Source organism: Microvirga brassicacearum (genome assembly GCF_008757455.1).
GTDB classification, from domain to species: Bacteria; Pseudomonadota; Alphaproteobacteria; order Rhizobiales; family Beijerinckiaceae; genus Microvirga; species Microvirga brassicacearum.
The window spans coordinates 77,182-102,033 of record NZ_VCMV01000006.1 but is presented as its reverse complement, the minus strand read 5'-3'; the positions used below and the strand labels follow the sequence as shown (position 1 = coordinate 102,033).

Genomic DNA, 24,852 nt, shown 5'->3' with positions numbered 1-24,852 from the left:
GAAACCGTCTTGTGGGCAACATGTCCGACAGGATTGCTGAAATGGCCTCTTTCAGGGGCGAGAGGGAGTCTTGGGAGAATGCGCGGCAGGGTCCGGCGCCGCGGGCGCCCTGGCACAACGGGAGTGACGGCGGGATGGCGCGTCGCGGCCACGCGCTCGCCGCTCGCCACCGCCTCCCTCGCCACGACGCTCCTCGCGGGCTCCTCACTGCGCGCCCTCTCGAACGAAATCACCATCCCGTTCACAGATCGCACCCTTGTGCTCCCCGATGACCCAGGCGGGGTCTTGAGTCTTCTCGCGAGCTTCGACCTGCATAACGCCTATTTCGGCCTGTTCCTTGGCCTCGTCGCTTTTTCCGCCACCACTGCGGTGATGCTTGTGCGTGAACAACGCCGCTCGTCCCGTCGCGAACGCGGGTTGCGCGCCGAGATCGCCAGGCTGCGCGGCACGGACGATCTCGCGACGCTGCTCATGGGCTCGGAGCGACAGCTTCTGGTGAGCTGGCATGGGCGGGACGGGGAGCCGCGCTTCGAGGGTGACCCCACGATCGTCGGCGAGGGATCGCCGGCGCAGCGTGCCCTCGCGTTCGGTGCGTGGCTGTTGCCCGCCGACGCGGCGGCGGTGGATGCATCGCTCGAGCGGCTGAAGCAACGGGGCGAGGCGTTTCGTCTGACGGCGCGCACCACAACCGACCGCTTCATCGACGTCGAAGGCCGCACCATCGGCGGACGGGCTCTCCTGCGGCTGCGCGATGTGACGGGAGACCGGGCGGAATTGCTGCTCGGGCGTTCCGAACTCGCGAGCGCGCGGGGCGATTTTCGCGCGATGACGACCCTGCTCGATGCGGTTGCCCACCCGCTCTGGATTCGCGACGGAGAGGATGTCCTCGTCTGGGCCAATCAGGCTTATCTGCGGGCCGTCGAAGCGGCTGACATCGCGGATGCGACGGCCCGTTCGCTCGAATTGCTCGACCGGCCGACGCGAGAAGAAGCCGACCGCCTGCGCCGAACCGGCGCGACGTTTGCGGCCCGGGTTCCGGCGGTCGTCGCCGGCCAACGCTCGGTCTTGGATGTGGTCGAACGGCCCACCGGCAGCGGCAGCGCCGGGATTGCGGTCGATGTGTCCGAACTCGAGGCCGTTCGCGTCGACCTACAACGGCAGATGGACGCGCAGCTGCGCACGCTCGACCAATTGCCGACTGCCGTTGCGATCTTCGACGGCGGTCAGACCCTCATTTTCAGCAATGCCGCCTATCAACAGCTCTGGGGCCTCGATCCGGCGTTCCTCGCCTCGCGGCCGACGGACAGCGAAATGCTCGATCGTCTGCGCGCCGGGCGCAAGCTGCCCGAACAGGCTGATTTCCGCGCCTGGAAGGCCGACATCCTGTCCGGCTACCACACGGTCGAATCGACCGAGACCTGGTGGCACCTGCCCGACCGCCGCACCCTGCGCGTGGTCATCAATCCGAATCCCAAGGGCGGCGTCACCTATCTGTTCGACGATGTCAGCGAACGCGTGCAGCTTGAATCCCAGGTTCATGCGCTCACGCGGGTGCAGAGCGAGACGCTGGACACGCTGAAGGAAGGCGTCGCGGTGTTCGGCTCCGACGGCCGTCTCAAGCTGCACAATCGCGCCTTTTCCGACATGTGGGAGCTGTCGGCGGATCTCACCGCGCAGCACCCGCATATCGACGCGATCATTGACGCCTGCCGCCGCCTGGCGCCGCAGGACGAACCGTGGGTCGATCTTCGCGGCGCGGTCGCAGGTCTGGCGGATCTGCGGATGGGCATGGATTGCCGCATGGACCGGCGCGATGGCTCGGTTCTGGAATGCGCCGCGCAGCCGCTGCCCGACGGCGCGACGCTGCTCACCTTCATCGACGTGACCGCAAGCGTCAGCGTGGCCCGCGCCTTGACGGAGCGCAACGACGCGTTGGAGCGGGCCTCGCGCCTGCGCGATGAATTCGTCCACCATGTATCCTACGAGCTGCGTTCCCCGCTCACCAACGTGATCGGTTTCGCGCAATTGCTCGGAGACGAGACCGTCGGCACGCTCAATCTGCGCCAGCGCGACTATGCGGATCACATCCTGCGGTCCTCCGGCGCGTTGCTGGCGATCTTGAACGACATTCTCGATCTGGCCTCCATCGACACCGGCTCCCTCGAACTGACGCCCGAAGAGGTCGATATTCGCTCGACCATCGATGCTGCCATGCGGGGAATCGAGGATCGGCTCGCGGAAGCGTCGCTCACCGTCGATATCGACGTTCCGGACGACATCGGGTCGTTCGTGGCGGACGGGAAACGCATTCGCCAGATTCTCTTCAACCTCCTGTCGAACGCGGTCGGCTTCTCGTCATCCGGCCAGAGCATCCGCATCCTGGCGCGCAAGCGGGAAGACGAAGTGATCTTCCAGGTGAGGGACGAAGGCCGCGGCATTCCGCCGGAGGTGAAGGCCCGCATTTTCGAGCGGTTCGAAAGCCATACCCTGGGCACCCGCCATCGGGGCGTCGGCCTCGGCCTGTCGATCGTTCGCTCGTTCGTGGAACTGCATGGGGGCAGGATCGATCTCACTTCGGCACCCGGAATGGGCACGACCGTCACGTGTATTTTCCCCAATAGCCGCGACGAATCGCCCTCGGATGGTCGATCCGCGCAGAATGCGCTACCACCACTCGCAGCCGAATAGACTCGACGTCGCCGAAGCGCGACGACGACGAAGACGAAATAGATTGGACCTTATGCACGCGCAGGATTCATCGCTCTCCGGTTGGACAATCCTCCTGGACGACCATGCGGCGACCGAACGACTCGCCAGGATTCTCGCGGATGAACTGCGTGCCGGGGATCTCGTGACGTTGTCGGGCGGGCTTGGCGCCGGCAAGACGACGCTCGCGCGCGCCCTCATCCGCCTTCTCGCCGAGGATCCCGATCTCGAGGTTCCGAGCCCGACCTTCACGCTCATGCAGACCTACGAGGGACCTGCGGGCGCGGTCGTTCACGCGGATTTCTACCGCATCGGCGGCGGGCAGGAACTGGTGGAACTGGGCTGGGACGATGCGACCGAGAACGCCATCACGCTGGTCGAATGGCCGGAACGCGCGGACGACGCGCTGAAAGCGGAACGCCTGCATATCGACCTCGATTTCGCCCCCGGGACGGGAGGACGAGGCCGGATCGCCAGTCTCGGTGGTTCGGGCTCGTTCGCGTTGCGCCTGCGGCGTCTCAGGGCGTTCCAGGGGCTGGTCGAAAAGAGCGGCTGGGCGGATGCAACCCGGGCGCCGATGCCGAGCGACGCCTCCGTGATCCGCTCCTATGAGCGGCTGGTGAGGCCGCGTGGCGACACCGCGCTTCTGATGATCTCGCCGCCACGGCCGGTCGGGCCGCCGGTGCGCCGGGGTCGTCCCTACACCACCATCGCCAAGCTCGCCGAGACGGTCCACGCTTTCGTTGCGATGGACAAAGGCCTGCGGGCGCAGGGCCTGAGTGCGCCGCGCATCTATGGCGAAGACCTCGATGCGGGGCTGCTGATCGTCGAGGATCTCGGCAGCGAGCCGGTGGTCGATGCCGGCGGTCCGATCCCCGAGCGTTATGCCGAAGCAACGCGCGTGCTCGCCAAGCTCCACGCCACCGCGCTGCCGCAGGTTCTCCCCGTCGGCGATGGTACCGATCACACGATCCCGCCCTATGACCTCGAAGCCCTGCTGATCGAGGTCGAGCTTCTGACCGATTGGTATGTGCCGCACATCATCGGCACGCAGCTATCAGGATCGGCGCGCGCGGAGTTCGTCAATATCTGGACCGAGACGCTGCAGGAGATCATCGCCGGCCCGACGACCTGGACCTTGCGCGACTACCATTCGCCCAACCTGATCTGGCTGCCCGAGCGCGAAGGGCTCGCACGTGTCGGCATCATCGATTTTCAGGATGCGGTGCTGGGTTCTCCCGCCTACGACGTGGCCTCGCTGCTGCAGGATGCCCGCGAGACGGTTCCGCCGGATCTAGAGCTGAAGCTGATCGGGGTTTATGCCCGTGAGCGCCGGGCGGCCGATCCGCAATTCGACGTGGCGGCTTTTGCGCGGGCGTACGCGATCATGGGCACGCAGCGCGCGACCAAGATTCTCGGCATCTTCGCGCGGCTCGACCGCCGCGACGGCAAACCGCATTACCTCAGGCATCTGCCGCGGATCGAGGCCTATCTCATGCGCAACCTCGCCCATCCGTCGCTCGCCAAACTCAAAGGCTGGTATGAGAATTATCTGCCGCGCCTGATTCCGCACATCGACGATTCCCCTCCTGCCTGAACCAGAGCCGCCCTTGTCCCAGCCCCTTTCGAACGCACCCACCTCCGCCATCGTGCTCGCAGCGGGTCTTGGCAAACGCATGCTGCCGCTCACCGCCACCATGCCGAAGCCTTTGGTCAAGGTCGGCGGACGGACCCTGATCGACTTCGCGCTCGATCGGCTCGACGAGGCAGGGATGACCATGGTGGTGGTCAACGTGCACCATTTCGCCGACATGCTCGAGGCGCATCTGCGCACGCGCCACAGCCCTCTCGTGGTCATCTCGGATGAACGCGAGGCGGTTCTGGAAACCGGCGGCGGCGTCAAGAAAGCCCTGCCATTGCTGGGCGCCGCACCGTTCATTACCTTCAACTCCGATTCCATCTGGGTCGAGGGAGCGCAGCCGAACCTGTCGCGGTTGATGGAGGCGTGGGATCCCGCCGAGATGGATATCCTGATGCTGGTGGCACCGCGCGATACCAGCGTCGGCTATGAGGGCGAGGGCGATTTCGGCATGGCATCGTCCGGCCGTCTTCAGCGCCGCAAACCTGGTGAGCGCGTGCCTTTCGTGTATGCGGGAGTTGCCATCGTGAAGCCCGAGATGGTGCAGGGCACACCCGATGGGCCGTTCTCGGCCAATCTTTTCTACGACCGGGCGATTGCAAACGGCCGTCTCTACGGCCTTGAGCTCGATGGCCAATGGCTCCATGTGGGCGAGCCTCATGCCATCGCCGAGGCGGAAGCGTGCCTGACCGCCAGCGTGCGATGAGCGCGGGCGAGCCTCACGTTTTTTCGATTCCCCCCGGCAGCCCGTTCCTGCCGACCCTGGTGGATGCGCTGCTCGACGGCCGCCTGGTCGGCCCGCTGTCGCGGGACCCGGCGGCACTTGCCGACATCACCATCTACGTGCCGACCCGCCGCGCCACCCGCGCGCTGGTGGCGCTTCTGGCCGAACGCGGCGGCGCGAGGGCCCAGCTCCTGCCGCGGATCGTGCCCCTCGGTGAGGCGGACGAGGCCGAGTTCGAACTGACCGGACTGGAGGGCACGCCGCTTGAAGACGCCGCCACCCTGAAACCGCCGATCCCGCCGCTGGAACGGCGCCTGATCCTCACACGCCTGATCCAGCGCTGGTCGGCCCAGGTCGATCGCACGTTGCTGCAACTGGGTCCCGATGTGCCGTTTCTGGTGCCGGGCTCGCCGGCGGAGGCCATCAATCTCGCCGCCGATCTCGAAACGCTGATGGATTCCTTCACCACCGAGGGGATCGACTGGCATGCGCTGGAACTCGCTGTCGAGGCGGATTTTTCCGAGTATTTCCGCATCACGCGCAACTTCGTGCAGATCGTCAGCGAATACTGGCCGCAAATCCTCGCCGACCGGCAGGCGAGCGACCCCGCGGCGCGGCGCGGCGCCCTGATCGAGGCAGAGGCCCGACGACTCACCCGTCTGCGCCCCATGACGCCGATGATCGTCGCCGGTTCGACGGGCTCGATCCCCGCCACCGCCAATCTTATTGCCGCCATCGCCCGCCTGCCGAAAGGCGCGGTGGTGCTGCCGGGTCTCGACACCGATCTCGACGAGGATAGCTGGCGGAAAATCGGCGGCCTCGGGGACGATGACACTGATCCCGTTCACACTCATCCGCAGGCGACCTTGCGGAGGCTGGTGGACAGCCACCTGCGCGTCCAGCGCTCGGACATTGTCGTGCTGGGGAACACCACACCGGGCGCTAGAGCACGCACCCGGGTGCTGTCCGAGGCCTTGCGTCCGGCGGAGACCACCGATCTGTGGTCCGAGATCCCGCCGACCGAGCGTCAGTTCCTCGCGGAACTGGGATGTGAGGGGCTGGCGGTCGTCGAGGCGACTGACGAGCGCGAAGAGGCGCTCGCCATCGCGATCGCGTTGCGGCAGACACTCGACGACCCGCACAAGACCGCCGCGCTCGTGACGCCGGATCGGGCGCTCGCCGCGCGTGTTGCGGCTGAACTGGGACGTTGGGACATCGCGATCGAGGATTCGGCCGGATGCCCGCTGTCGGATACGCCATCGGGCCGCCTGGCGCGCCTCGCGGCGGAGGCTGCCGCCGAAGACCTGCGACCGCTGCCGGTCCTGGCGCTCCTCGCCCATCCCCTCGTGCGGTTGGGATGGCCGCGCGAGACCGTGGCGCGCGCCTCGGCGGTTCTCGAAATCGGCGTCTTGCGCGGCCCGGCCCCTGGCGAGGGTCTGGCAGGCATGAGAACGACGCTGGCCAATAACCGGTCGGACAAGGGCCGCCGCGCGCCGCGGGCGCGAAAGCGGCTTTCGGATGCGGACTGGGATCTCGCCGACGAATTGTTGCGCCGCCTGCAGGCCGCCTTCGAGACCTTTTCGCCTGTGCTGCATGGGAAAGGGACGCTCGATCTGATCGCCCTGACGGAGCATCATCGCCGAACTTTTGAAGCGCTCGCGGCAAAGCCTGACGACGACCAGGCGGGCGATGCGGGCGACCCCTCCGCGGAGGCCCTCCGGGCGCTCTTCGACGATCTCGAATTGTCGGAGATCCGGTCGGAGGAAGATCAGCCGCTGCAAGGGCGCTTCGCCGATTATCCGGCGTTCTTCACGACGCTCGCCAAGCAGCAGACGCTCAGTCCCTCGCCACGCTCGACCCATCGCCGGGTTAAAATCCTCGGTCTTCTGGAAGCCCGGCTTCTATCGGTCGATCGGGTCGTCCTGGGCGGGCTCGACGAGGGCACCTGGCCGCCGCGCACGATCACCGATGCGTTCCTCAACCGGCCCATGCGGGCGCGTGTCGGCCTCGCCCCGCCGGAGCGGCGCATCGGCCAGACGGCGCACGACTTCGTGCAGGCACTGGGCACGCAGGACGTGGTCATCACCCGGGCGCAGAAGCGCGACGGATCGCCGATGGTGCCGTCGCGTTTTCTACAGCGCCTGAAAGCCTTCACGGGCGAGACGATCTGGTCGCGGATGGTGGCGGCGGGCGACCGCTATCGCGATTGGGCACAGGTGCTCGATACGCCGCTTCCGGCACCGCCCCTCGCGCGGCCGCGCCCGCTGCCCGATCCCGCCCTGTTTCCGCGCAGCCTCAGCGTCACGGAAATCGAGATCCTGGTGCGCGATCCCTATTCGATCTTTGCGCGCCACATCCTCAAGCTCGATGCGCTGGACGCGATCGCGGTGGCGCCGAGTGCGGCTGATCGCGGCACGATCATTCACGATGTGCTGGGCAGCTTCGGGCAGGCCTACCCCCGCGAGCTGCCGGCCCACGCGCTCGAGGATCTGCTCGGACGAGGCGCGGATGAATTCTCTGCCCTGGCCGAGGCATTTCCTGAGCTTTATGCCGAATGGTGGCCGCGTTTCACGCGCCTCGCGACGGAATTCGTCGCCTGGGAAACGCGACGCCGGCCCGAAATTCTCGATATCTACGCCGAATGCTCGGGCGCCCTTCCCATCCCTCTTTCCGACGGCACGATCTTCACCTTGCGCGCCCGCGCGGACCGGATCGAGCATCGGCGCGACGGCGGTTTCACCATCGTCGATTTCAAGACCGGTCAGCCGCCGGGAATCCGCGAGGTCTATGCGGGATTCTCGCCGCAACTGACTCTCGAAGCCGTGATGCTGATGCGTGCTGCGTTCAAGGGCCTGCCCGCCGCGAAGGAAACGCCGGACCTGCTCTACATGCACACGACCGGCGGACGAAAACCCATGGTGGCGCGCCTGATCGAGCCGACAGGTGCGGAGAAACGTCCGGTCTCTGAAATCGTCGAGGAGCATGGCCGCCGTTTCGAGGGCATGATCGCGCGCTTTGCCAAAGGCGAAGCGCCTTTTCTGTCGCGGCCTTTCCCGAAATATGCGCGCCGCTACTCGGATTATGACCATCTCGCTCGCGTCAAGGAATGGTCGCTGGTCGGCGGCGAGGGGCTCGAATGAGAACCGATCTGGTCATCCCGCAATACACCAAGGATGCGCAGCGCCGCGCCGCCAATCCGCGCGCGTCGGCCTGGGTGTCGGCCAATGCGGGCGCGGGCAAGACGAAAGTGCTCACCGATCGGGTCGTGCGCCTGCTGCTCGACGGCTGCGCGCCCGGCCGCATTCTCTGCTTGACCTTCACCAAGGCGGCCGCTGCCAACATGGCGATCCGGGTGTTCGAGTTGCTCGGTCGATGGGTGACGCTCGACGAGGAGCGTCTGGTCGTCGAATTGACCGAACTCGAGGGGCGAGCACCCAGCCGGACCCAAGTGCGGCTTGCCCGCACGCTGTTCGCGCGCGCGGTGGAAACGCCCGGTGGACTCAAGATCGACACCATCCACGCTTTCTGCGAGCGGCTGCTTCATCTGGTGCCGTTCGAGGCCAACGTGCCGGCGCGCTTCGCGGTGCTCGATGAGAACCAGAGCGGCGAAATGCTCGCTGAGGAGACCGCCAATGTGCTGGCGGATTCGGCGAGCGGCGATTACCCGCATCTGCACGATGCGCTCGCGGTCATCAGCGTCGAGGCCGCCGGCGACAAGCTGAGCGCGGCGCTGAGCGCGGCCTTGCGCTGCAAGCGCTTCCTGCGCCGCCCCGACGGGATCGCGGCCGGGTTCGAGGATCTGCGCAAGGCGCTTGGTCTCGATCCTGGCGAGAATGCCGCCTCGGTCGAGCGCGCGATGCTCGAAGACGGGATTGCTCCCAGCGATTGGATGGCGCTTGCGGCCGAACTCCGAACCGGCAAATCGACCGACGAGGCACGCGCCGCATCGCTCGTTGCGGCGTCCCTGGCGCAGGATCCCGAAGAGCGGCTGACGCATTACCTGACGGTGTTTTTCACTCAGCAGAACACGCCGCGCAAATCGTCGTCGTTCGTCACCAAGGCGGTCCCGCTGCCTGTGGCGGAGCGGCTGATCGAGGAGCAGAACCGGCTCGACCGCCTCAAGTCGAGGCTCAAGGCGGCGCATGCCTGGCAGCGCACGAGCGCCCTGTTCATCCTGGCGGCAGAAATCGGCGCCCGCGTGGAGCAGGCCAAGGCGCGTTACGGTGCGCTCGATTTCCAGGATCTCATCGACAAAACGCTGGCGCTGCTCTCCCGCGGCGACACCGCCTGGGTGCTCTACAAGCTCGATCGCGGCATCGATCATGTGCTGATCGACGAGGCGCAGGACACGAACCCGGAGCAATGGGAAATCCTGCGCCGCATCACGGCCGATTTCACGGCCGGGTTCGGCGCCAATGGCGGGCGGGTGCGCACACTCTTTGCGGTCGGCGATCCCAAGCAATCGATCTACGGCTTCCAGGGTGCAGCGCCGCAGAAATTCGAGGAAAGCCGTCAGGACTGGAAGCGCAAGGTCGCGGAGGCGGCGCTGGCTTTCGAGGATGTGAGCCTGACGCTCTCCTTCCGCTCGACGCCCGCCGTGCTCTCGGCGGTCGATGCCACCTTCGCGGTGGACGCGCATTTCAAGGGCCTGTCGTTCGAGGACACGGCCGTAGGAACGGTGCACCAGAGCGCCCGTCCGGATGTGCCCGGCTGCGTCGAGCTGTGGCCCGTCGTCACGCCGCAGGACGAGGATGAGCCCGATGCCTGGGTGCTGCCGGTGGATGCGCCCGAACAGCAATCGCCGCCTGTGGTGGTGGCCGGCCGCATTGCCGATGTGGTCAAGCGGTGGACATCGACCGGCGACGAAACGGGCCGGATCTGGAAAGCCGGCGAGGTGCTGGTTCTGGTGCGCAAGCGCGGTGCCGCCTTCGAGGCGGTGATCCGCGCGCTCAAGGAAAAGGGCGTGCCGGTCGCGGGCGCCGACCGGCTCAATATCGGTGAGCATATCGCCGTGATGGATCTGGTGGCCGCGGGCCGCGCTGCGCTTCTTCCCGACGACGACCTGACGCTCGCCACCGCGCTGAAATCGCCCCTCGTCGGCCTCACCGACGACGACCTGATCCGCATCGCCGCCTATCGGGGAGACGATGAATCGCTGCTCACGGCGCTGCAACGCCATGCGCAAAGCGAAGACCTTCCGGCGCGCCGGGCCTGCGATGCGCTTCGGCACTGGCGCGAGCTGGCGCGGGAGCAGGGTCCGTTCGGGTTTTTTGCGTCGCTGCTGGGTCCCCTGCGGGGCCGCGCGCAACTGGTCGCCCGGCTCGGCAGCGAAGCAGGCGACGCCATCGACGCCTTCCTGTCGGCCGCTCACCAATCGGAGAAGCTCGACACGCCGTCCCTTGTGACCTTCCTCGACCGGTTCGAATCGGCCGACCACACGATCAAGCGCGATCTCGATTCGACCAACAATGAGGTCCGGGTCATGACCGTGCATGGGGCGAAAGGGCTCGAAGCGCCGCTCGTGTTCCTGTTCGACGGCTGCGCCACGAAGGGCGCGGATCCGGTTCTGCTCGAACTTCCAGCCGGGACTACTGGGACCGTTCCGGTCTGGTCGCCGGGGCACAACTATGATTCGGATGCCATCGCGGCCGCGCGAACGCTGCTGCATGAGAAAGCCGCCGAGGAACACAATCGGCTGCTTTATGTCGCCATGACACGCGCCAAGGACCGGCTTGTGGTGGCTCCCTATCTGACCAGCGGCAAGACTGTGAAGCCCGAGGCATGGTCCGAAATGATCCGCCACGGACTCGGCCTGAAACCCGGCGTCCTGGAACCAGTGGAAGCGCCGTTCGGCCCCATCGAGGTCTGGCGGGAAGGACCCGTCGCCGTCGCCGCGGTGGCGGAACCCGAATCCGCATCCGTTGCCCGTGCGGCCATGCCGGAATGGCTCACGCAGAAGGTGTTGGCCGAACCGGAACCGCTGCCGCCGATCCGGCCCTCGAGCGCGCTCGGTGCGGCCGATCGAATGACGCGCCCCGGGGACGGCCCTTACGCGCCGGAAGCGCGCCTTCGCGGCACCATCGTGCACGCCCTGTTGGAGCGCCTTCCCAGCCTGCCGCCGGAGAAGCGCGAGGCCATGGCGACCGCCTATGTGAAAGCAAGGGCGCCGAGGCTCGCCGCAGGGTTGCGTGAGACGTTTGTCAGCCATGCGTCGAGCGTCCTCCAGCATGCAGCCCTGGCACCGCTTTTCGGGGCGGGATCGCGCGCGGAGGCGCCGCTTGCCGGACGGATCGCGACCGCTGAGGGCGAGCTCCTGGTGTCGGGGCAGGTCGACCGGCTCGCGGTGCTCGAGGACGAGGTGCTGGTCGCGGACTTCAAGACCACGGCGCGCCCGCCGCGAGAAGGCGAGCCGCCACCGCCATCCTATGTAACGCAGCTCGCGCTCTACCGTCTGCTGCTGCAGGAAATCTACCCGGACAAGCGCGTGCGGGCGTTCCTGGTCTGGACTGCCGGTCCGGTCGTTCACGAATTGGACAAGGCCGAACTCGAACGGGCGCTTGCCCTCATCCATGCCAGATGAGGCAGGCCCGCTCGCTTGATTCCGGACGACCCGGTTCTTAACTTGGCGATAGTGTCCGCGGCTCGATACTGAGTCGCTTTGCAACAAAGGTGAATTCTCATGGCGACCGTTAAGGTAACCGATTCGAGCTTCGGCGATGACGTCCTCAAATCCTCCGAGCCGGTCGTGGTGGATTTCTGGGCCGAATGGTGCGGCCCCTGCCGCATGATCGGCCCGGCGCTGGAAGAGATTTCGGCCGAAATGAACGGCAAGGTGAAGATCGTGAAGCTGAACGTCGATGAAAACCCGCAGGTTTCGTCGAAATACGGCATCCGCTCGATCCCGGCCCTGATGATGTTCAAGGATGGTGAGGTCGTAGCCCAGAAGATCGGCGCTGCCCCCAAGGGCGAGCTCGCCAAGTGGATCCAGGCCTCGGCTTGAATTCGGGCTGCCGGGATAAACAAAAAGGGACCGCGAGGTCCCTTTTTTCGTCGGGAGGTTTCAATCCCTACTGAGGCAGCGTTCCGTTCGCCGCCAGCACCTCGCCCGCAAGGTACAGCGATCCGCAGATCAGGATCCGTGGCGGGTGGTCCCAGACGTAGTCGTGGAGCGATGCCAGCGCTGATTCTACGCTCGGCTGGACCGAGGTGGTGAGGCCGACGCCTGCGGCGATCGCCGCCACCTCGTCGGCCGGCCGCGCGGCGATCTGGCCGCTGATCGGCACGGCGATGACCTCGCGGGCAAGGCCGATGAAATTGCGGAAGAAGGCATCCGAATCCTTGGTGCCGAGCATGCCGACGATCAGCACCAGCGGCCCGTCCTTGCGCTCGCTCTGGTCGGCCATGGCGGCGGCGAGAACCCGCCCCCCGTCCGCATTGTGACCGCCGTCGAGCCAGAGCTCGCAGCCCTCCGGCGCGAGGCCGGGCAGCCGACCCTTCGTCAGACGCTGCAGACGCCCCGGCCATTCGGCTCGGGTCAATCCGGACTCGAAAGCCGAGGTCTCGAATTGCTCGAAACCGGCGGCGCGCAAGGCGGCGATGGCGGTGCCTGCATTGACGAACTGGTGGCGGCCGACAAGGCGCGGCCGGGGCAGGTCGAGCAGGCCCTTCTCGTCCTGATAAACGAGGCGGCCGCTCTCCTCGTGAACGGAGAAATCCTGCATGCCGACGAAGAGGGGCGAAGCGCCGATGCGCTCGGCCTCCGCCCGCAAGGTCTGGTCGGCGGGCAGGTAATCCTGCGGGGCGATCACGGCCGGACAACCGCGCTTGAAGATGCCGGCCTTCTCGCGGGCGATGCCCTCCAGCGTGGTGCCGAGATATTCCGCGTGGTCGTGGCCGATGGGCGTCACCACGGCGGCGGCGGGGTGGTCGATCACGTTGGTGGCATCGAACTGGCCGCCGAGGCCTACTTCCAGCAACAGCACATCCGCAGGCTCTTCCGAAAACAGCAGGATCGCAGCCGCGGTGGTGATTTCGAACACGGTGATTGGCTGGCCGGCATTGACCGCCTCGCAGCGGCGGAACGCCTCGACCAAACGCTCCTCGCTCACATATTGCCCGCCGTTGAGACGACCGAGCCGAATGCGCTCGTGGAAGCGCACCAAATGCGGTGACGTATAGACGTGGACTGCAAGCCCGGCGCTCTCGAGAATCGCGCGCATGAACGCGATGGTCGAGCCCTTGCCGTTGGTTCCCGCCACGTGGATCACCGGCGGGAGGCGGCGTTCAGGATGGCCGAGTTGGCCGAGCAGGCGCTGGATGCGGCCCAGCGACAGGTCGATGGTCTTTGGATGCAGCGCGAGAAAACGCGCGATCAGCGCATCGGAAGATTCCATGGTCGGGGCCCCTGTCGCGCAGTCGGAAAGTGAGAGCCCGGACGCGCGTGCGACGATGAAGTAAGACGTTTATTCAACCTGGAGCATGATGGTGGCCGAAAACCGCTTCACGCGTTTCGGCATCCTGCTCTAGGCGGCGATCGCCGGCGCCTTCATGAAGAGGCCTGCGAGGCGCGCGATGGTGGCTTTCAGGTCGTGCCGGTGCACCACCATATCGACCATGCCGTGATCCTTGAGATATTCGGCGCGCTGGAAGCCATCGGGGAGTTTTTCGCGGATGGTCTGCTCGATCACGCGCGGACCCGCAAAACCGATCAACGCGCCCGGCTCCGCAATATGAACATCGCCCAGCATGGCATAGGAGGCTGTGACGCCGCCGGTGGTCGGGTTGGTGAGAACCACGATGTAGGGCAGTTTCGCTTCGCGCAGGCGGCGAATGCCGACAGTGGTGCGGGGCATCTGCATGAGCGAGAGAATGCCCTCCTGCATGCGCGCGCCGCCCGAGCCGGCGAACAGGACGTAGGGGGTGTTCTTCTCCAGCGCCGTCATGGCGCCTTTGACGAAGGCTTCGCCCGCCGCCATGCCGAGCGAACCGCCCATGAAGCCGAAATCCTGCACCGCGAGGGTCATCGGAATGTTCTCGACGCGCCCGAAGCCGACCTTGAAGGCGTCCTGCTGGCCGGTCTTGGCGCGAGCGTCCTTCAGGCGGTCGATGTAGCGCTTCTCGTCGCGGAACTTGAGCGGATCGATCGCGACCTCAGGCAGCGCCACATCGAGCCATGTCCCGCCGTCGAACATCAGGCCGAGGCGCTGGGTGGCGGAGATCCGCATGTGGTGGTTCGAGCCGGGAATGACCCATTGGTTCGTCTCCACGTCCTTGTGGAACACGACCTGGCCGGTATCCGGGCACTTGATCCAGAGATTGTCCGGCGCTTCGCGCTTGAAGAGCGTCTTGATTCTTGGGCGAACGACTTCGGAGATCCAGTTCATGACTCTATCCTTCGTTCAGCGGTCGCCCGCAATCTGGGCGCCCTCTGGAACCGCCTCCTGCATCCTTGGAGATGCTGCTTTGCAGCCCTCAGGATGAGGATGCGGTTGATTTCACGCGGCTTCCCGCTTGCTCACCGAACGGACGCCCTCGCTCAGCTCCTTCACCAATGTGGTGACGGCCTCGACCGATCGCGAGGTGGCGCGATCATCGGCGTCGAGGGTGCCATTGAGGGCATCGATCAACGCCGACCCGACCACCACCCCGTCGGCTCCGCGCGCCACTGCCGCCGCGTGCGCGCCGCTCTTGACGCCAAACCCGACCACCACGGGAAGAGGGGTGTGGCGCTTGATCCGCTCCACCGCCATCGCGACCTTGCCGAAATCGGGGGTCGCCATGCCGGTGATGCCGGTGATCGAAACGTAATAAACGAACCCGGCGGTATTGGCGAGGACCGCCGGCAGGCGCTTGTCGTCCGTGGTCGGGGTTGCCAGGCGGATGAAGGCGAGGCCGGCCTCCAGGGCCGGCAGGCACAATTCATCGTCCTCTTCGGGCGGGAGGTCGACCACGATCAGGCCATCGACACCGGCTTGCCTGGCGTCCACCAGAAAGCGGTCGCGGCCATAGGTGTGGATCGGGTTGAAATAGCCCATCAGGATCACGGGCGTGTCGGCATCGCCCTCGCGGAAGCGCCGGACCAGCTCCAGGGTCTTGACGGTGTTCTGCCCGACCTTCAGAGCCCGCAGACCCGCCGCCTGAATCGCCGGTCCATCCGCCATCGGGTCGGTGAAGGGCAGGCCGAACTCGACGATATCCGCGCCGGCTCTCGGCAGGCTCTTGAGAATCTCAAGCGAGGTTTCCGGGTCCGGGTCGCCTGCCATCACATAGGTGACGAGGGCCGCGCGGCCCTCCCGACGGCATTTTTCAAAACGGGCTTCGATGCGTGTTGTCATGGGCACGACTCCACCTCTCCTTTTGGGAGAGGTCGGCGCGGAGCGCCGGGTGAGGGGTTAAGACCAAGCCGGAAAGGGCGCAAGGCCCTCACCCGCTCGCCTTGGGCTCGCGACCTCTCCCCGGTGGGGAGAGGTGAAAAGCGGAGCCTCAAATTCCTGCTCCGAGAATCTCCGCGATCTGCGGCATATCCTTATCGCCGCGGCCGCTGATGTTCACGACCATCAGGTGATCCTTCGCCTTCTTGGGCGCGAGCTCGGTCACCTTGGCGAGCGCATGGGCCGGCTCCAGCGCCGGCAGGATGCCCTCGAGCCTGGCGCAGAGCTGGAAGGCTTCCAGCGCCTCGTCGTCGGTGGCGGAGATATAGGTCACGCGGCCCATGTCGTGGAGCCAGGAATGCTCCGGGCCGATGCCCGGATAGTCGAGGCCGGCGGAGATCGAATGGGCATCGGTGATCTGGCCGTCGTCGTTCATGAGCAGGTAGGTGCGGTTGCCGTGCAGGACCCCGGGGCGGCCGCCCGTCAACGAGGCGGCGTGCAGCTTGTCGAGGCCGTGGCCGGCCGCTTCCACGCCGTAGATCTCGACGCTGCGATCATCGAGGAAGGGATGGAACAGCCCGATGGCGTTGGAGCCGCCGCCGATGCAGGCAACAAGCGAGTCGGGCAGGCGGCCCTCCGCCTGCATCATCTGCTCGCGGGTCTCGTTGCCGATGACGCATTGGAAATCGCGCACCATGGCCGGATAGGGGTGCGGACCCGCTACCGTGCCGATGCAATAGAAGGTGTCCGCCACGTTGGTGACCCAGTCCCGCAAGGCCTCGTTCATGGCGTCCTTCAGGGTGCGGGTGCCGGATTGCACCGGCACGACCTTGGCGCCCAGCATGTTCATGCGAAAGACGTTCGGCTTCTGCCGTTCCACATCGACGGCGCCCATATAGACGATGCATTCGAGGCCGTAGCGGGCGCAGAGGGTGGCGGTCGCGACTCCGTGCTGGCCGGCGCCGGTCTCGGCGATGATGCGCTTCTTGCCCATGCGGCGGGCGAGAAGGATCTGGCCCAGCACGTTGTTCACCTTGTGGGCGCCGGTGTGGTTCAGCTCTTCGCGCTTGAAATAGATTTTGGCGCCATTCAGGTGCTCGGTCAGGCGCTCCGCAAAATAGAGCGGGCTCGGACGACCGATATAGTGGGTCATCATCGCGCTCATCTCGGCATGGAACGCCGGGTCCACTTTCGCGTCCGCGTAGGCCTTCTCAAGATCGAGCACCAGCGGCATCAACGTCTCGGCCACGAACCGACCGCCGAAAATGCCGAAATGTCCGCGCTCGTCGGGCCCGGTGCGAAAGGAATTGGGTTGAGCCTGATTTGTCACGCCGGTCCTGCCTTACGCTGATGCCGCATCTCGAAGAGATGGCGTTATTTCTCGATGGGCGAAGCAGCGAAAGCCGCCCGCGCCGCCCTGATGAACGCCTCGATCCGGTCGGGATCCTTGATCCCTGGCCGGCTTTCCACCCCGGACGAGACATCGACCGCGTCCGGCCGGGCCAGCCGGATCGCCTCGGCGACATTCTGAGGCTCGAGGCCTCCTGACAACATGAACGCAAGCGCCGGGTCAAGCCCGGCAAGCAGCGTCCAGTCGAACGGCAGCCCGTTGCCGCCCGGCAGGGCATCGCCCGTGCGCGGCGGCTTCGCATCGAGCAGAAGATAATCGGCGATGCCCGCATAATCGGCGGCGGTTGCAAGGTCGCCCGCATCCGCGACGCCGATGGCCTTCAGGACAGGCCGTCCGAAGCGCGCGCGAATGGCGGCGACACGTGTGGGCGTCTCGGCCCCGTGCAGCTGAAGCATGTCCGGATCGAGCGCCTCGATCGCCTCCGCGATGGCCGCATCATCCGGGTCGACCAGCAGCACGACGCGTTGCGCGCGTCCCTTTGCTTGGTGGGACAGCGTCCGTCCGGTGTCGAGATCCACATGACGCGGGCTTTTGGCGAAGCGCACGAATCCGACGAGATCCGCGCCTGATGCGAGGGCGGCGTCGAGGGTCTCGGGCGTCGAGAGCCCGCAGATCTTGATGAGACGGTCCATGCCGGCGTCAGTCTATGCGGGCTTGGGAAGGCTGCGCCAGACCAGCATTGCCGCAGCCAGATCTTCCAGCGCCGTGCCGACGGATTTGAAGAGCGTGATGGCCTCGGGGGCGCGTGATGGACCTCGGGCGCAAAGGTCGAACAGATCGCCGCGCACGGCGCTCTCCGCAATCGCTCCGCTCCGCAAGGCGAGCGCCACGTCGCCGCCCTCGGATTTCGCGGCCTTCGTGTCCACATAGACCTGTGAGCGCTGGAGCGCGCGGTCGTCCACTTCGCGCATCATGAGATTGAACGCGCCGACCAAGTCTACATGCGTTCCGGCCTCCAGCCATTCACCCTGGACGATCGGCTCCCGCGATAGCGTCGCGCAAGAGACGAGATCGGCTTGGCGGACCGCACCTTCGAGATCGGTCGTCGCCGTGACGGGAAGGCCCTCATCCCGGAGGATCGCTGCGAGCGTCGCGGCTTTTTCGGGTTTGTGATTCCAGAGCATCACTTCGCGGATCGGCCTCTGGCTCATATGGGCGCGGATCAGGAACGGCGCGAGGGACCCCGATCCGACCATGACCATCCGGGCGGCCTCCGGCGGCGCCAGGAAGCGGGCCGCGAGCGCCGAGGCGGCGGCGGTGCGCCACACGGTCAGCCGCGTTCCATCGAGTGCCGCGCGAGGCGCACCGGTGGTGCCGTCCATCAGCAAATAGGTGCCGAGCACGCTCGGGAGGTTCTTCGCGCCGTTATCCGGGAAAACCGACACGACCTTCACGCCCAGAAAGCTGTCTGGAGATCCGGCACCGCTCCAGGCGGGCATCAGCAGGAGCGTCCCGTGCGACTGTGCGCGTTCGATCTCGTGGTGATGGCGGATCGGCGTGACCATGTCGCTGCGAAACGCATCAGCGAGCGCATCGATCAACGCCGGAAAGGTGAGGACCTGGTCGATTTCGGCGGAGGTGACGACGCGCATGATGACTCTAGAGCAGGGCGGAATGAGAGGGTGGAATCGCCGGCAGGCCAGAGGCCGGCTTCCCGGCTTTCAGCCGCTCGGTTTCGGATCGGAGTGTATTCGCCTCGCGCCGGTAGCGGCGCCGTTCGCGACGGTGCTTGCCCTCCGCGAGCCAGGCGGCGATTCCGCCGATCACGACGCCGACCATCACGGCGCCGAAGATCACCGCAAAGAGCGGCAATCCGATCGCGAATTCCGGCGCGGCTTGAGAAAACGGATCGAGCGACAGGGTCACCATCTGCCGATTCGCGACGGCAAGCAGCACGATCAGGATCGCAATGGGCAGAAGGACAAGCGCCTTCAGGAAGCGAATCACAGGCAATCCTCTCGGCTCATTGGGCGGCGGTCTTGAGGACCTTCTGCGGCACGTTGAGCCGCTGCCGCATCTCCTTGCCGGTCTTGAACACCGGCACGACCTTCTCGGAAATGGAGACCGATTCGCCGGTGCGCGGATTGCGTCCGGTCCGGGCGTCACGCTTCTTGACGGAGAACGCGCCAAAGCCCCGCAGCTCGACGCGGTCACCTCTCGCGAGGGCATCAGCGATGGTGTCGAGAATCGCGTTGACGATGTTCTCGACGTCGCGCTGATACAAATGAGGGTTCTGCTCAGCGAGTTTGAGCACGAGTTCGGATTTGATCATGTAACGGCTATATGGTTGACGCTGCTTTATTTTTCCGAAGGGTGCCAGACCGCTAAGAGACCGTCAAGCTGAGCCGCCTTCGCGCCGTCCGCGGCCCGGCGGAATGCCTCGCCGATATTCTCGAGACCGAACAGATCGGCGCCGGTCGCCGCCCACGCAAAGAGCGAGAAATCCCGGTCGCTGCGCGGCTTCCAGTCGCGAATCGGCAAATCCTTGCGAAGGCCTCTCTGGCGTTCCAGCCACATCACCGCGTCCCGTTCGCCGCCGACCGCGTCGACAAGTTTCATCGGCAGGCCCTGGTGACCGCTGAAAATCTGGCCGGTGGAGGCCGCCGCCAACTCGCTGTCGGACATGCCCCGGCGCTCGCGAACGATTCGCTTGAACCACTCATAGGTATCTTTGACCACCGATTCGAGCGCCGCGCGGGCCTCGGGGCTGGTCGGCTTGAAGGGGCTCGGCTCGGCCTTCAGCGGTGCGGATTTCACCTCCTGCACCTTGACGCCGACATGATCCATCAGACCCGACAGATCCGGATATTGGAACAACACGCCGATGGAGCCGACGAGCGATGTCTCGCGTGCGACGATATGATCGGCTGCGATCGCCGTGATGTAGCCGCCGGACGCCGCGGTGCCGTCGACGAAGGCCACCAGGGGCTTTTTCGCCGAGAGCGCGCGGATGTTGCGGAAAAGTTCCTCGGAGCCGGTGGTGGTGCCGCCCGGGCTGTTGATGGACACGACGACGCCCGAGACCGAGTTCGCTTTGCCGACGCGCTCCATCAGGTCGGCCAGGCGCTGGTTGCCGGCAATGAATCCGTTGACCGAAATCCTCGCCACGTGGGCCTGACCCTCGGTCACGCCGAACCGGGTGGCCGCCACGTAGCCGGCGATGCCGACGGCGAGAATGAGAGCGAGGATCCCCACCACGCGCCAGAAACTGAGCTTGCGGCGCAAACGGCGGCGGTCGGCAATGGCTTCGGCGTCGATGGTCATCGGTTGTGTCTCATGATGGTTGGGCCCGCGCGACAGGCGGCACCCTATTGCGAACCGAGATAGGGCGGCAAGAGATCAGGCCAAGAATGAATCCGTCGCCGAAACCTATTTTCTGCAGCAATGTCACACTCCGGATTGCGGCCAGAAGATCCAGAGCAACAGGATGGCGGCCAGGAGCCACAATGCCACGATCGCCCACATGCCCGCTTTGCTTGCCGGTCGCTCGGCCCGGTCCTGCGCGGTAACGCGGAACTCGGCCATGAGCGCCGGCGGAACCAGCCACACAGCAAGCAGGATGCCGAGGGGGACCAGGATCAAATCGTCGAGATAGCCGAGGACCGGGATGAAGTCCGGAATGAGATCGATGGGGCTGAGCGCGTAGGCCGCGACCGCTGCCGCCACGGCCTTGGCGTACCACGGCACACGCGGGTCCCTGGCCGCGAGATAGAGAGCGACGACTTCGGTCTTGATCGACCGCGCCCAGTTTTTCAACCGTGCGACCGGCCCCGCCTCATATCCGGATGGCATGGTGGCGTCCCCGCATCCCTGAACAAAAAAGGCCCGCGCGTGGAAAACGCGCGGGCCTTCGATTGAGCTTTTTCGGGCCCGCTTACTTCTTGTCGGTCTTGGCCTTGTTGAGGGCCGCGCCGAGGATGTCGCCGAGCGATGCACCGGAGTCGCTCGATCCGAACTGCGCGATCGCTTCCTTCTCTTCCGCGACCTGGAGGGCCTTGATCGAGAGGGTCACGCGGCGCGCCTTGCGGTCGAACTGGGTGACGCGGGCATCGAGCTTCTCGCCGGCGGCGAAACGCTCGGGGCGCTGATCGCCACGGTCGCGGGCAAGCTCGTTACGCTTGATGAAGGTGGAGAGGTCGGTGTCGACGATCTTCACCTCGATGCCGCCATCCTTCACCTCGAGAACCTCGCAGGTGACGATCTGGCCCTTCTTGATCTCGCCGGCTTCCGCGAAGGGGTCGCCGCCAAGCTGCTTGATGCCGAGCGAGATGCGCTCCTTCTCGACGTCCACGTCGAGAACCTGCGCGCGAACCATGTCGCCCTTCTTGAAGTCGTCGATGACCTGCTCGCCCGGACGGTTCCAGTCGAGGTCCGAGAGGTGGACCATGCCGTCGACGTCGTTCTCGAGGCCGATGAAGAGACCGAACTCGGTCTTGTTCTTCACTTCGCCTTCGACTTCCGAGCCGACAGGATGCAGTTCGGCGAAAGCCTCCCACGGGTTCTGAAGCGTCTGCTTCAGGCCGAGCGAGATGCGGCGCTTCACCTGGTCGACCTCGAGGATCACGACCTCAACCTCTTGTGAGGTGGAGATGATCTTGCCGGGGTGGACGTTCTTCTTTGTCCAGGACATCTCGGAGACGTGGATCAGGCCTTCGATGCCCGGCTCCAGTTCGACGAACGCGCCGTAATCGGTGATGTTCGTCACGCGGCCCTTGAGCTTGGCGCCGACCGGATAGCGGGCGGCGATGCCCTCCCACGGATCAGCCAGGAGCTGCTTGATGCCGAGCGAGATGCGGTGCGTCTCGTGGTTGATCTTGATGATCTTGACCTTGACCGTCTGGCCGATGTTCACGACCTCGGACGGGTGGTTCACGCGGCGCCATGCCATATCGGTGACATGGAGCAGGCCGTCGATGCCGCCGAGGTCGACGAACGCACCGTATTCGGTGATGTTCTTGACCACGCCGTCGATGACCTGACCCTCTTCGAGGTTGGCGACGAGCTCGGAACGCTGCTCGGCGCGGCTCTCTTCGAGAACGGTGCGGCGCGACACGACGATGTTGCCGCGGCGACGATCCATCTTGAGGATCTGGAACGGCTGGCTGACGCCCATGAGCGGGGTGACGTCGCGAACGGGGCGGATATCGACCTGGGAGCGCGGCAGGAACGCCACGGCGCCGTCGAGATCGACCGTGTAGCCACCCTTGACCTGATTGAAGATGGTGCCGTTGACACGCTCGTTGGCCTCGAAGGCCTTCTCGAGCTTGACCCAGCTCTCTTCCCGGCGAGCCTTGTCGCGGGAGATGACGGCTTCGCCGAGCGCGTTTTCGATGCGCTCGACATAGACTTCGACCTCGTCACCGACGCTGACCGTCTGGTCACGGTTCGGGCCGGCAAATTCCTTGAGCGCGACGCGCCCTTCCGTCTTGGCGCCGATATCGATGACGGCGACGTCTTTTTCGATCGCCACCACGATGCCCTTGACGACCGAGCCTTCGCTGATCTCGTTGGTCAGGAACGACTCTTCGAGCAGGGCTGCGAAATCGTCACGGCTCGGCGTATATTGTGTAGCTGCAGACATTGGTTCTCCTGAACGGCCCAACTTTAAGGGGCTTCACCGGCGGCTCGTGTGACGGGCCGCTTCCAACCGCCGCTGCCGGGAACGCCCCTGTCGGGCCAGGTCCCAGGCATGCCGCCATTTATTAAGGGGCGGGCCGGTGTCTCATCGACGGGTGGAAACGCATTCTCCGGCAAGGCGTCGGAAAGGACGAAGGAGGCACACTTTCGCGTCGCCTCAAGATCGTCACCGCTGGCGCCCTGTCGGATAGGACGCTCGTTTACTGCAAATTGTAGTCGGAAACAAGCGATTGCGTGTGATGGAGCGGCCCGGTTCGATTCTGGTTGCATGACCGGTGGGTTTCACACTGGTACATCGGCCCTTCGCGTCCGGTCGTCCGTGGCCCAGTCCAGCGCCCGTTCCAGCCGGTCATTGCCCCAGAACATCTCGCCATCCTCGGTGATCAGGGTCGGCGCGCCGAAAACGCCGCGCGCCTGGGCCTCCTCGCCGATCCGTCGCAGACGCAGCTTGGTGGGGTCGGATACCGCCTCGCTCAGGACAGCGGCAGCGTCCAGCCCGAGGCCTGAGAGGATATCGGCGATCACCGCGGTTTCGCCGATATCGCGCCCGTTGCCGAATTCCTCCGTGAAGACGAGGCGCGTGAAGCGCGGCGCCCAGCCCCGGTCCGATCCGACCAGCGCCACCCGGGCGCCGAGCAGGCTGTTCTGGGGGAAGGGTTTCGGGCGGCAGAACGGTATCCGCAAGCGCGCCGCCTCGCGCTCGAGATCGCGCCACATGTAGCGGCCCTTGCCGGGGAAGATGTTGAACGGCGACGTGGTCCACCCTTGCGCGGCGAAGATGGGTCCGAGCAGAAACGGACGCCACAGCAGACCGATCCCGGCCGTATCGGCCGCCCGCTCGATCCGCATCGCCGTGAGGTACGAATAGGTCGAGGCGAAATCGTACCAGAATTCGACGATGGGACGCTGCGCCATGGGGAGGCTCCTGCGGAGGCGAATGGTGAGTGGCAAATGGAAAGTAGCGCGCGAAACGGAAGGACGAGACTAAATTCGCCTAACACCCACCCCCATTCGCCATTCGCCACTCCCCACTCGCCCTTCCCGGTTGCACCCGCGCGGCATCCCGGGTAAGCCGCGAGCGTCATTCATTTCCGGGACGAACTCATGGCTTCGAAGCGCGTGAACAAGGTCGTGCTCGCCTATTCGGGCGGCCTCGACACCTCCATCATCCTCAAATGGCTGCAGACCACCTATGGCTGCGAGGTCGTGACGTTCACGGCCGATCTCGGCCAGGGCGAGGAGCTGGAGCCGGCGCGCCAGAAGGCCCTGCTGCTCGGCATCAAGCCCGAAAACATCTTCATCGAGGACCTGCGCGACGAATTCGTGCGCGACTACGTGTTCCCGATGTTCCGCGCCAACGCGCAATACGAGGGCCTGTACCTTCTGGGCACCTCCATCGCGCGCCCGCTCATCGCCAAGAAGCAGATCGAGATCGCCGAGCGCGTCGGCGCCGACGCGGTCTCCCACGGCGCCACCGGCAAGGGCAACGATCAGGTCCGCTTCGAGCTCGGCTATTACGCGCTGAAACCCGACGTGACGGTCATCGCCCCGTGGCGCGAATGGGACCTGCGCTCCCGCGAGCAGCTCATCGCCTTTGCTGAAGCCAACCAGATCCCGATCGCCAAGGACAAGCGCGGCGAAGCCCCGTTCTCGGTCGACGCCAACCTCCTGCACGCCTCATCCGAGGGCAAGGTGCTGGAGGATCCCAACGCCGAGGTGCCGGATTACGTCTATTCGCGCACCAACGATCCGGAATCCGCCCCCGACAAGCCAACGGTGATCACCATCGAATTCCTAAAAGGGGATCCCGTCGCCATCGACGGCAAGAAGATGGGCCCGGCGGACCTTCTGGCCAAGCTCAACGCCCTCGGGCGCGAAAACGGCATCGGCCGGCTCGATCTGGTCGAGAACCGCTTCGTCGGCATGAAGAGCCGCGGCATGTACGAGACCCCCGGCGGCACCATCCTGGCGCTCGCCCATCGCGGCATCGAATCCATCACCCTCGACCGCGGCGCGGCTCACCTGAAGGATGAGCTGATGCCGAAATATGCCGAGCTGATCTATAACGGCTTCTGGTTCAGCCCTGAGCGCGAGATGCTGCAGGTGCTGATCGACAAGAGCCAGGAATTCGTCACCGGCGAGGTCAAGCTCAAGCTCTACAAGGGTGGCGTTCACCTCATCGGACGCCAGAGCCCGTATTCGCTCTACGACCAGGACCTCGTCACCTTCGAGGAAGGCGCGGTCGCGTATGATCACCGCGACGCAGCGGGCTTCATCAAGCTGAACGCGCTAAGGCTCAGGACGCTGGCTCAGCGGAAGAAGAAGCTGGGGTTGTAGCGGCGAGAAAATTGGACCTCCGCCATTG

The 24,852-nt window shown here is 65.6% G+C and carries 19 protein-coding genes; 7 read left to right on the top strand and 12 right to left on the bottom strand.

Features of this window, described 5'->3' with window-relative positions:
* The first annotated feature begins 78 nt into the window (after positions 1-78).
* The 6 genes from FEZ63_RS05190 to trxA all read left to right on the top strand — a co-directional run bounded on the left by FEZ63_RS05190 (position 79) and on the right by trxA (position 12,069).
* Entirely contained in the window at positions 79-2,688 is a 2,610-nt protein-coding gene (locus tag FEZ63_RS05190) for a sensor histidine kinase (protein ID WP_150942573.1), read from the top strand.
* Positions 2,689-2,740: 52 nt separating this feature from the next.
* Positions 2,741-4,303: a tRNA (adenosine(37)-N6)-threonylcarbamoyltransferase complex ATPase subunit type 1 TsaE gene (gene tsaE / locus FEZ63_RS05185; protein WP_150942676.1), complete on the top strand. Its 1,563-nt coding sequence runs from the start codon at positions 2,741-2,743 to the stop codon at positions 4,301-4,303.
* Positions 4,304-4,316: 13 nt separating this feature from the next.
* Positions 4,317-5,051, top strand: a complete 735-nt coding sequence (locus FEZ63_RS05180) for a nucleotidyltransferase family protein (RefSeq protein ID WP_150942572.1) — start codon at positions 4,317-4,319, stop codon at positions 5,049-5,051.
* Complete coding sequence (gene addB, locus FEZ63_RS05175; protein WP_150942675.1) at positions 5,048-8,209, top strand: double-strand break repair protein AddB; 3,162 nt, start codon at positions 5,048-5,050, stop codon at positions 8,207-8,209. The genes FEZ63_RS05180 and addB overlap by 4 nt, the downstream gene beginning before the upstream one ends.
* Positions 8,206-11,649, top strand: a complete 3,444-nt coding sequence (gene addA / locus FEZ63_RS05170; protein ID WP_150942571.1) for a double-strand break repair helicase AddA — start codon at positions 8,206-8,208, stop codon at positions 11,647-11,649. The genes addB and addA overlap by 4 nt, the downstream gene beginning before the upstream one ends.
* 99 nt (positions 11,650-11,748) lie before the next feature.
* Positions 11,749-12,069, top strand: coding sequence for a thioredoxin (gene trxA, locus FEZ63_RS05165; protein ID WP_150942570.1), 321 nt, complete (start codon positions 11,749-11,751; stop codon positions 12,067-12,069).
* A gap of 67 nt (positions 12,070-12,136) precedes the next feature.
* On the opposite strand, the gene FEZ63_RS05160 is transcribed toward trxA, so the two are convergent.
* From FEZ63_RS05160 to FEZ63_RS05105, 12 genes are all read right to left on the bottom strand, one after another.
* On the bottom strand, positions 12,137-13,462 hold the full coding sequence (locus FEZ63_RS05160; RefSeq protein WP_150942569.1) for a bifunctional folylpolyglutamate synthase/dihydrofolate synthase: 1,326 nt from the start codon (positions 13,460-13,462) through the stop codon (positions 12,137-12,139).
* A 129-nt stretch (positions 13,463-13,591) separates the two neighbouring features.
* Positions 13,592-14,452: an acetyl-CoA carboxylase, carboxyltransferase subunit beta gene (gene accD / locus FEZ63_RS05155; RefSeq protein WP_150942568.1), complete on the bottom strand. Its 861-nt coding sequence runs from the start codon at positions 14,450-14,452 to the stop codon at positions 13,592-13,594.
* 111 nt (positions 14,453-14,563) lie between these two features.
* On the bottom strand, positions 14,564-15,403 hold the full coding sequence (gene trpA / locus FEZ63_RS05150) for a tryptophan synthase subunit alpha (protein ID WP_150942567.1): 840 nt from the start codon (positions 15,401-15,403) through the stop codon (positions 14,564-14,566).
* Positions 15,404-15,551: 148 nt separating this feature from the next.
* Positions 15,552-16,769, bottom strand: coding sequence for a tryptophan synthase subunit beta (gene trpB, locus FEZ63_RS05145; protein ID WP_150942566.1), 1,218 nt, complete (start codon positions 16,767-16,769; stop codon positions 15,552-15,554).
* Between the two features lie 44 nt (positions 16,770-16,813).
* Positions 16,814-17,482, bottom strand: a complete 669-nt coding sequence (locus FEZ63_RS05140; RefSeq protein ID WP_150942565.1) for a phosphoribosylanthranilate isomerase — start codon at positions 17,480-17,482, stop codon at positions 16,814-16,816.
* Positions 17,483-17,494: 12 nt separating this feature from the next.
* Positions 17,495-18,442, bottom strand: a complete 948-nt coding sequence (gene lhpI, locus FEZ63_RS05135) for a bifunctional Delta(1)-pyrroline-2-carboxylate/Delta(1)-piperideine-2-carboxylate reductase (protein ID WP_150942564.1) — start codon at positions 18,440-18,442, stop codon at positions 17,495-17,497.
* Between the two features lie 7 nt (positions 18,443-18,449).
* Positions 18,450-18,797, bottom strand: coding sequence for a lipopolysaccharide assembly protein LapA domain-containing protein (locus tag FEZ63_RS05130; RefSeq protein ID WP_150942563.1), 348 nt, complete (start codon positions 18,795-18,797; stop codon positions 18,450-18,452).
* A gap of 16 nt (positions 18,798-18,813) precedes the next feature.
* Complete coding sequence (gene ihfB, locus FEZ63_RS05125) at positions 18,814-19,122, bottom strand: integration host factor subunit beta (RefSeq protein WP_150942562.1); 309 nt, start codon at positions 19,120-19,122, stop codon at positions 18,814-18,816.
* 26 nt (positions 19,123-19,148) lie between these two features.
* Positions 19,149-20,114, bottom strand: a complete 966-nt coding sequence (gene sppA / locus FEZ63_RS05120) for a signal peptide peptidase SppA (protein ID WP_150942561.1) — start codon at positions 20,112-20,114, stop codon at positions 19,149-19,151.
* 123 nt (positions 20,115-20,237) lie between these two features.
* On the bottom strand, positions 20,238-20,642 hold the full coding sequence (locus FEZ63_RS05115; protein ID WP_150942560.1) for a YkvA family protein: 405 nt from the start codon (positions 20,640-20,642) through the stop codon (positions 20,238-20,240).
* 82 nt (positions 20,643-20,724) lie between these two features.
* Positions 20,725-22,431 carry a 30S ribosomal protein S1 gene (gene rpsA, locus FEZ63_RS05110; RefSeq protein ID WP_150942559.1) on the bottom strand — a complete coding sequence of 569 codons (1,707 nt, stop codon included), beginning with the start codon at positions 22,429-22,431 and terminating at the stop codon, positions 20,725-20,727.
* Positions 22,432-22,769: 338 nt separating this feature from the next.
* Entirely contained in the window at positions 22,770-23,402 is a 633-nt protein-coding gene (locus FEZ63_RS05105; protein ID WP_150942558.1) for a 2-hydroxychromene-2-carboxylate isomerase, read from the bottom strand.
* A 189-nt stretch (positions 23,403-23,591) separates the two neighbouring features.
* Between FEZ63_RS05105 and FEZ63_RS05100 the strand changes: the two genes are divergently transcribed.
* Complete coding sequence (locus tag FEZ63_RS05100; RefSeq protein ID WP_150942557.1) at positions 23,592-24,824, top strand: argininosuccinate synthase; 1,233 nt, start codon at positions 23,592-23,594, stop codon at positions 24,822-24,824.
* Positions 24,825-24,852: the final 28 nt, after the last annotated feature.

Excerpts from the sequence above, each read along its gene's own strand:
- FEZ63_RS05190 (WP_150942573.1), top strand. The coding sequence starts at position 79 with ATGCGCGGCAGGGTCCGGCGCCGCGGGCGCCCTGGCACAACGGGAGTG.
- tsaE (WP_150942676.1), top strand. The coding sequence starts at position 2,741 with ATGCACGCGCAGGATTCATCGCTCTCCGGTTGGACAATCCTCCTGGAC.
- addB (WP_150942675.1), top strand. The coding sequence starts at position 5,048 with ATGAGCGCGGGCGAGCCTCACGTTTTTTCGATTCCCCCCGGCAGCCCG.
- addA (WP_150942571.1), top strand. The coding sequence starts at position 8,206 with ATGAGAACCGATCTGGTCATCCCGCAATACACCAAGGATGCGCAGCGC.
- trxA (WP_150942570.1), top strand. The coding sequence starts at position 11,749 with ATGGCGACCGTTAAGGTAACCGATTCGAGCTTCGGCGATGACGTCCTC.
- FEZ63_RS05160 (WP_150942569.1), bottom strand. The coding sequence starts at position 13,462 with ATGGAATCTTCCGATGCGCTGATCGCGCGTTTTCTCGCGCTGCATCCA.
- accD (WP_150942568.1), bottom strand. The coding sequence starts at position 14,452 with ATGAACTGGATCTCCGAAGTCGTTCGCCCAAGAATCAAGACGCTCTTC.
- trpA (WP_150942567.1), bottom strand. The coding sequence starts at position 15,403 with ATGACAACACGCATCGAAGCCCGTTTTGAAAAATGCCGTCGGGAGGGC.
- FEZ63_RS05140 (WP_150942565.1), bottom strand. The coding sequence starts at position 17,482 with ATGGACCGTCTCATCAAGATCTGCGGGCTCTCGACGCCCGAGACCCTC.
- lhpI (WP_150942564.1), bottom strand. The coding sequence starts at position 18,442 with ATGCGCGTCGTCACCTCCGCCGAAATCGACCAGGTCCTCACCTTTCCG.
- ihfB (WP_150942562.1), bottom strand. The coding sequence starts at position 19,122 with ATGATCAAATCCGAACTCGTGCTCAAACTCGCTGAGCAGAACCCTCAT.
- sppA (WP_150942561.1), bottom strand. The coding sequence starts at position 20,114 with ATGACCATCGACGCCGAAGCCATTGCCGACCGCCGCCGTTTGCGCCGC.
- FEZ63_RS05115 (WP_150942560.1), bottom strand. The coding sequence starts at position 20,642 with ATGCCATCCGGATATGAGGCGGGGCCGGTCGCACGGTTGAAAAACTGG.
- rpsA (WP_150942559.1), bottom strand. The coding sequence starts at position 22,431 with ATGTCTGCAGCTACACAATATACGCCGAGCCGTGACGATTTCGCAGCC.
- FEZ63_RS05105 (WP_150942558.1), bottom strand. The coding sequence starts at position 23,402 with ATGGCGCAGCGTCCCATCGTCGAATTCTGGTACGATTTCGCCTCGACC.
- FEZ63_RS05100 (WP_150942557.1), top strand. The coding sequence starts at position 23,592 with ATGGCTTCGAAGCGCGTGAACAAGGTCGTGCTCGCCTATTCGGGCGGC.